The 6,511-nt window shown below is 71.5% G+C and carries 8 protein-coding genes; 5 read left to right on the top strand and 3 right to left on the bottom strand.

The annotated features are described in order from the left end of the window. On the top strand, positions 1 to 1,328 hold a 1,328-nt coding region (locus J1C73_RS18420), incomplete at its 5' end, for an N-acyl-D-amino-acid deacylase family protein (RefSeq protein WP_207317369.1). 12 nt (positions 1,329 to 1,340) lie between these two features. Here J1C73_RS18420 and J1C73_RS18415 read toward each other — a convergent pair. After that, positions 1,341 to 2,180 (bottom strand): siderophore-interacting protein, encoded by an 840-nt coding sequence (locus tag J1C73_RS18415; protein WP_207317368.1) that lies wholly within the window; start codon positions 2,178 to 2,180, stop codon positions 1,341 to 1,343. A gap of 91 nt (positions 2,181 to 2,271) precedes the next feature. Between J1C73_RS18415 and J1C73_RS18410 the strand changes: the two genes are divergently transcribed. Continuing rightward, positions 2,272 to 3,090 carry a TetR/AcrR family transcriptional regulator gene (locus J1C73_RS18410; RefSeq protein WP_207317367.1) on the top strand — a complete coding sequence of 273 codons (819 nt, stop codon included), beginning with the start codon at positions 2,272 to 2,274 and terminating at the stop codon, positions 3,088 to 3,090. 21 nt (positions 3,091 to 3,111) lie between these two features. Here J1C73_RS18410 and J1C73_RS18405 read toward each other — a convergent pair whose 3' ends face one another. Next, complete coding sequence (locus J1C73_RS18405; RefSeq protein ID WP_207317366.1) at positions 3,112 to 3,279, bottom strand: hydrophobic protein; 168 nt, start codon at positions 3,277 to 3,279, stop codon at positions 3,112 to 3,114. 120 nt (positions 3,280 to 3,399) lie between these two features. Between J1C73_RS18405 and J1C73_RS18400 the strand changes: the two genes are divergently transcribed. After that, positions 3,400 to 4,251 carry a DUF1206 domain-containing protein gene (locus tag J1C73_RS18400; protein ID WP_207317365.1) on the top strand — a complete coding sequence of 284 codons (852 nt, stop codon included), beginning with the start codon at positions 3,400 to 3,402 and terminating at the stop codon, positions 4,249 to 4,251. A 60-nt stretch (positions 4,252 to 4,311) separates the two neighbouring features. Here the strand turns inward: J1C73_RS18400 and J1C73_RS18395 are convergent, their stop codons facing one another. Then, positions 4,312 to 5,205, bottom strand: coding sequence for a S1 family peptidase (locus J1C73_RS18395; RefSeq protein WP_207317364.1), 894 nt, complete (start codon positions 5,203 to 5,205; stop codon positions 4,312 to 4,314). A 293-nt stretch (positions 5,206 to 5,498) separates the two neighbouring features. On the opposite strand from J1C73_RS18395, the gene J1C73_RS18390 reads away from it, so the two are divergent. After that, complete coding sequence (locus tag J1C73_RS18390; RefSeq protein ID WP_123461290.1) at positions 5,499 to 5,711, top strand: DUF4287 domain-containing protein; 213 nt, start codon at positions 5,499 to 5,501, stop codon at positions 5,709 to 5,711. A gap of 45 nt (positions 5,712 to 5,756) precedes the next feature. Continuing rightward, positions 5,757 to 6,511: arylamine N-acetyltransferase family protein (locus tag J1C73_RS18385; RefSeq protein ID WP_207317363.1), on the top strand; the 755-nt coding region annotated here is incomplete at its 3' end.

Below are 6,511 nucleotides of genomic sequence, written 5' to 3'. Positions count from 1 at the left end.
GGGGCGTACGACAGCCCGTCCTCGCCGAGGTCCGCCGCTCCATCACCGGCTGGAACGGCGACGGGAGCGACATCGACTTCGACTGGCGCACCGTCGGCGAGTACCTGGACCGGCTCGACCGCAACTTCGGCGGTCAGGGCATCGCCGTCAACGCCGCCTATCTGATCCCGCAGGGCACCGTCCGGATGTACGCGGTCGGCTGGGACGACCGGCCCGCCACCGACGCCGAGCTGACCCGGATGAAGCAACTCGTCGCCCAGTCCATGGCCGAGGGCGCCGTCGGCATGTCCTCCGGGCTCACCTACACCCCGGGCATGTACGCGGACGACGCCGAACTCACCGAGCTGTGCCGGGTGGTGGCCGGACACGGCGGCTACTACTGCCCGCACCACCGCTCCTACGGGGCGGGCGCGCTGGAGGCGTACGAGGAGATGGTGCGGCTCACCCGTACCGCGGGCTGCGCACTCCATCTCGCGCACGCCACCATGAACTTCGGCGTGAACGAGGGAAAGGCGCCGGAACTGCTCGCCCTCCTCGACCGGGCCCTGGACACGGGCGCCGACATCTCCCTCGACACCTACCCGTACACCCCGGGCTGCACGACGCTGGTCGCCATGCTGCCGAGCTGGGCGAGCGAGGGCGGACCGGAGTCGGTCCTGTCCCGTCTCGCCGACGGCCCGACGGCCGCGAGGATCCGCCACGACATGGAGGTCGTCGGAGCAGACGGCTGCCACGGCGTGCCGATCGAGTGGGACCGCATCGAGATCTCCGGCGTCAGCGTGCCCGGCCTCGGCGAGTACGTCGGCCGTACGGTGGCCGAGTCCGCACGGCTGCGCGGCGAGGAGCCCTGGGTGACCGCCCGGCGGCTGCTCCTCGACGACCGGCTCGGCACGACGATCCTTCAGCACGTGGGCCACGAGGACAACGTCCGGCAGATCATGCGCCACCGCGTCCACACCGGCGGCAGCGACGGCATCCTCCAGGGCGACAAGCCGCATCCGCGCGCGTACGGCACCTTCCCGCAGTATCTCGGCCGGTACACAAGGGAGTTGGGCATCCTGACCCTGGAGGAGTGCGTCGCCCACCTCACGTCCCGCCCGGCGGCCCGGCTGCGGCTGGCCGACCGCGGCCAGGTACGCGAGGGGTACCGCGCCGACCTGGTGCTCTTCGACCCCTCGACGGTGGCCGCGGGCTCGACGTTCGACGAGCCGCGCACCCTGCCGTCCGGTATCCCGCACGTACTGATCGACGGCCGCTTCGTCATCGAGGACGGCAAGCGGACCCAGGTCCTGGCCGGCCGGGCGGTGCGCTCCGCGCCGCGCGGGTAGCAGCCGCTCCGCTCAGGCCCCGGCCGCCCGCTCCCGCGCCCACGCCAGGTCGTCCTCGGTGGGTGCGTCGTCCTGGGTGAGCGCCCGCCGCCAGTAGCCGCTGAACTCGACGGCGGACCTGGGCAGTCCGCGTTCCTCGACGAGGTGGCGGCGCAGCGCCCGGACCGTGCCGGCCTCCCCCGCGAGCCAGGCGGCCGCGCTCCCCCCGGGCAGCGCGGCCGACCGGACCGCGTCCAGCAGCGATTCGCCCCGGTCCCGGTGCACCCAGCGCACGGTCAGCTCGGCCGCGGTGTCGAACCGCTGCTCCTCGGCCGCGTCGGCGACCTCGGCGCAGACCGTCACCGGCGCCCCGGCCGGCAGGGATTCGAGGATCGTCCCGATCGCCGGGAGCGCCGACTCGTCGCCGGCCAGCAGCAACCGGCCGGCCTCGGGCAGCGGCCGCGCGTACGCCGAGGACGGGCCGACCATGCCGACCACGTCCCCGGGGTCGGCACCGAGAGCCCAGCGGGTAGCGGGCCCGCCGTCGCCGTGGAGCACGAAGTCGACGGCCATGAGGCCGGAGCCGGGATCGTACGAGCGGACGGTGAAGCTCCGCATGAGCGGCCGCTCCGGTTCGGGGATCGCGAGGCAGGCCTCGTACCAGCGCATTCCGTAGGTGTCCTCGGCGTCCGGCTCCGGCAGCCGGGGCGCGTGCTGCCCCTGCCTCGGGAAGCAGAGCTTCATCTGCTGGTCGGGCCGGTCCTCCATGACCGACGCCAGCGCGTCCCCGGAGAAGGCGACCCGCAGCATCCGCGGGCTGATCCGCTCGACACCTGCGACCCGCAGATACGACACAGTCAAGGTCTGCACCACCGCTGCGACACCAGCCTCTCATCGGAGTTTGATATTTTACGCCATAAGGAGTTGCCGGACCGAAATTACTTTACGGCGTAAGGAGTCGCAAGTGGTGGTCTATGCCGGGCAGGGCGATGCCCGACGGTCGATGTCCCTGCTGTGGCGCTCGGCCGCACCGCAGGAGCCGGGCCGCACCCCCGGCCCCGGCCCCAGGCCCGGACTGACGGTCGACGCGATCGTGGCCGCCGCGATCGCCGTCGCCGACGAGGACGGCATGGCCGCGCTCTCGATGCGGGCGGTGGGCGAGCGGCTCGGGCGCACGGCGATGGCGCTCTACACCTACGTTCCCGGCAAGAGCGAACTGCTGGACCTGATGTACGACGCGGTGCACGCGGAGCTCCCCGGCGACCGGCCCGCAGGGGGCGACTGGCGTACGGACCTGACGCGCTGGGCGCAGGACACGCTCGCGTTCTTTCTGCGCCACCCCTGGGTGCTCCAGGTCTCGCAGGCCCGTCCGGTGCTCGGCCCGCACGAGTACGCCGCACTGGACACGCTCGTGCGCTGCCTCTACGGCACGGGACTCGACGCCGGGGTGCTGCGGCGCCTGGTCGGGACGCTGTTCCACTTCGTGCGGGGCGCCGCACAGACCGTCGCCGACGCGCGCGAGGCGGCGTCGGCGACGGGGCGGCCGGACGAGGAGTGGTGGTACGCCCGCTCGGCGGCGCTCGTCGAGCTGGTCCCGGACTTCGCGGACCGCTACCCGGAGCTGAGCCGGATGGAGCGGGAGTCGGCGCCCCCGCAACCGGCGGGGGACGACACGGTGCCGTATCCGGAGCGGGAGGCGCGGGAGACGTTCACCGCGGGGCTGGACGTACTGCTGGACGGCATCGGAGCGGCGGTCCGGCGGGGCCGGGGGCCGGGCGCGTGAACACGCCCTGACCCCCTGGAGTCACCAGCGGTACCAGCGGCCGCGACCGGCGCCGGAACCCGAACGCATGACAAAGCCGAGCAGCCACACCGCGAGCACGATGGCCGCTATCCACCAGAGCAGATTGAGCGCGAACCCGGCACCGAAGAGAGCCAGGACGACCAGGAGAACAATCAGCAGGGGAACCATGTTTATCAACCTCCATCAATTCGAGTGCCCAGGCTCTGCCGATCCACACCTCCCTGTCCGAGCTCCTGTCGCACTCGGGCGCAACAGTTTCCCAGCCGTTTTCGCGGGCACCCGGGGCACATGAATATTTCTGCGACAGCCCGGAAAGGGCACGGAAAGGCAAGACGCGCAGGAAATGGTTCAACGATCGAGGCGGGCGGCCGTGCGGGATTCGTGGCCCGTGGGTTGATCTACTTCCTGGTCGGCGTCCTGGCGCTGCGCATAGCGTTCAACGACACCGGTGGCGGTGGCGGAAAGACGGCCGACCGGGGCGGGGCGCTCTCGGAGATCGCGCAGAAGCCCTTCGGATCGGTCCTGTTGTGGGTCCTGGGTGCCGCATTGGCGGGCATGGCCCTGTGGCGGCTGTCCGAGGCCGCTTTCGGGGCCGCGGGCCCCGACGGGCAGAAGACGACCAAGCGGCTGGCGTCGGCGGGGCGCGCCGTCTTCTACGGCTTCGTGTCCTACTCGGTCCTGATGTTCGCGGCGGGCGACCGGGGCAGCGGCAGCGGCTCCAGCGACGCGCAGTCGCAGGACGTCACGGCAAGGGTCCTGGACATGCCGGGCGGCCGCTGGCTGGTGGGGGCGGGCGGCGTGGCCGTCGCGGGCGCGGGTCTGTGGATCGCCGGCCGGGCCGCACTCCGCAAGTTCCACAAGCATCTGCGCATGGGCGAGATGTCACGCACCGAACGACGGGCCGTGGACATCACCGGCGTCTTCGGCGGGGTCTCCCGCGGGCTGGTCTTCGCGGTGGCGGGCGGTTTCGCCGTGGCCGCCGCGGTGAAGGCCCGGTCCGGGGAGGCGAAGGGCATGGACGACACGCTGCGGTCCTTCAGCGCGACCCCGGCCGGCCCGTGGCTGCTGGCCCTCGTCGCGGTGGGGCTGGCGGCCTTCGGCCTCTTCTCCTGTGCGAACGCCCGGTGGCGCCGGATCTGAGCGGGCGGGGGCGGTGCGGGAGTGCTGCTCCTCCCGCACCGCCCAACTGCACCTCAGCCGTTACGGCTTGGGCAGCGCGCACCCTGCGGCGTTCAGGTCGAACTTGTTGCCTGCGACGATGCACGGCACGATGCCGTAGGTCTCCTGGGCGTAGTTGATGCCCTGGCGGACCGTCACCTGGCCGTTCTCATCGACCTCGCACGGGTTGTTGTCCGTGCACCTCTGCCCGTCCTCGTTACCGGTGTTGTTGACGGCGACGACCTTGCCGGTCGCATTGTCGATCACCGGCGAGCCGGACGTGCCGCCGATGGTCTGGCAGGCGGAGGTGTAGCGGACCGAGTCCTTCCAGGTCCACTCCCCCTCCTTGAGGCGGTAGACGAACCCGTCGACGTTGCACTTGTACGTACGCTTCCAGTACCCGGACGCCACCGTGATCGCGGTGCCCTGCACCGGGTGCGCGGTGTTGAGCTCCAGCGCCTTGATCCCGTAGCTGCTCTCGATCTGGGCGTACGTGGAGGTGAGCTGGTACACCGATATGTCGGTGTCCGTCATCGTCCCGTACGCGATCTTGCTCGCCCGCAGCGTGCCGACGCCGCTGCCCGCGGAGTTCAGCAGGGTGAAGCTGCGGGTGGAGGGCTGGTCGCGAACGACCTCACCGGGCCCGGGGAAGCCGGACTCCATGCAGTGCCCGTTGGAGAGCACGAGCGCGGGATCGTTCGGCTGGGAGCCGGGCGTACGGACGACCGATCCCGAACAGTTGCTGAGCGCCACCGTCCCGGCGAAGCCGATGGCCTTGGTCCTGGTCTTCGCCTTGACTGCCGCGTGGCTCGATGACGCTGCCGCCTTGACCGTGCTGGGCGCTGCCGCGTCGTGGCTTGTGGCCGCGGTCGCGGGCGCGGTACCGGCTCCGAGGAGCAGCACGGCGAAGAGCGCACCGACGAGAGGCTTTTTCATGTGGGGGTCCCCTCTAGTGACCTGCGCAGAGCATGTGGGGCCTCTGCGACCGGAGTTCTTCCGGTTTTGACATGCGCATGGTGGCGTATTGCGGGGAGCCGCACAAGGGGCGGATTCACGCCGACCGGGCCGTTCCGCGCCGACCGGGCCGTTCCGCAGACCGGGACGAGATCGGCCGGGGCCAGGTCGCGGTAGTGATCGGTGAGCGAGGCGTCGCCCGTCACCACCTGCCCGGCGGGGAGTCATCCGGCTATTCCCGGGCGACTGTCACACCCAGCTGACAGACTTCCGTCATGACTGACGCAGTGAAGGGCCCCGCCAGCTATTTCCCGTCCATCGAGCAGAAGTACGGCCGCCCGGTCGCGGAGTGGAAGGACCTCATCCGCGCCTCGCCGCTGACGAAGCACATGGAGCTCGTGGCATGGCTCAAGTCCGAGCACGCGATGGGGCACGGCCATGCCAACGCCCTGGTCGCGCACACGCTCGCCGAGGACAAGGGCGAGTAGTCCGGTCGCAGGCGCGGGGCCGCCCCGGCTGCGTACCGTCGGAGCATGACTTCCGATCACGAGCACGTGCTGGACCTCGACGCCTATCTCGCCCGCATCGGCTGGGGCGGGGAGCGCCGGCCCACCGCGGCGGTGCTGCGCTCGGTGCACCGTGCGCACGCGCTGGGCATCCCGTTCGAGAACCTGGACCCCGTCCTGGGCACCGTGCCCTCGCTCGCCCCGGCCGATCTGGAGGCGAAGCTCGTACACGGTGAGCGCGGTGGCTACTGCTACGAGCACAACACCCTGCTCACCGCCGCGCTGCGGGCGCTCGGCTTCGAGGTCACGCTGCTCTGTGCCCGGGTCGTGCTGGGCGCGCGCCCCGGGGACATCCGGCCGCGGACACACATGCTGATGCGCGTCGGGGTGCCGGGCGAGCCGACGCCGTATCTCGCCGATGTCGGCTTCGGCGCCCGCGGCTCGCTGCTGGAGCCGATCGCGCTGGTCGCGGGAGCCGAACTGCACGACACCCCGCGCCGCCACCGGCTCGTCCACCCGCCGCACGACGGGCCGCTGGAGCTGTGGGAGCTCCAGGCGGAGACGGACGGCGGGGCGTGGGAGGGGCAGTACGCGTTCACGGTGGAGCCGTTCGAGGCGCCCGACTTCGAGGTCATCAACTGGCACATCGCGACCAACCCGCGCTCGCCGTTCGCGCATCTGCTGTACGTCCAGCGCACCACCGAGGACGCCCATCTGGCGCTCGCCGTCCGCACCCTCGTGGTGACGGCGAACGACGGCGGGCGCCAGATGGGCGTCCTCGG

Origin of the sequence: Streptomyces laculatispora, from assembly GCF_017353455.1 — a bacterium.
Lineage (GTDB): Bacteria > Actinomycetota > Actinomycetes > Streptomycetales > Streptomycetaceae > Streptomyces > Streptomyces laculatispora.
Note: the sequence above shows the minus strand (reverse complement) of the source record. Positions and strands in the feature narration are given on the sequence as shown.

Coding starts and splice junctions, on each gene's coding strand:
- J1C73_RS18405 (WP_207317366.1), bottom strand. CDS start 3,279: ATGGTTCCCCTGCTGATTGTTCTCCTGGTCGTCCTGGCTCTCTTCGGT.
- J1C73_RS18400 (WP_207317365.1), top strand. CDS start 3,400: ATGAATATTTCTGCGACAGCCCGGAAAGGGCACGGAAAGGCAAGACGC.
- J1C73_RS18395 (WP_207317364.1), bottom strand. CDS start 5,205: ATGAAAAAGCCTCTCGTCGGTGCGCTCTTCGCCGTGCTGCTCCTCGGA.
- J1C73_RS18390 (WP_123461290.1), top strand. CDS start 5,499: ATGACTGACGCAGTGAAGGGCCCCGCCAGCTATTTCCCGTCCATCGAG.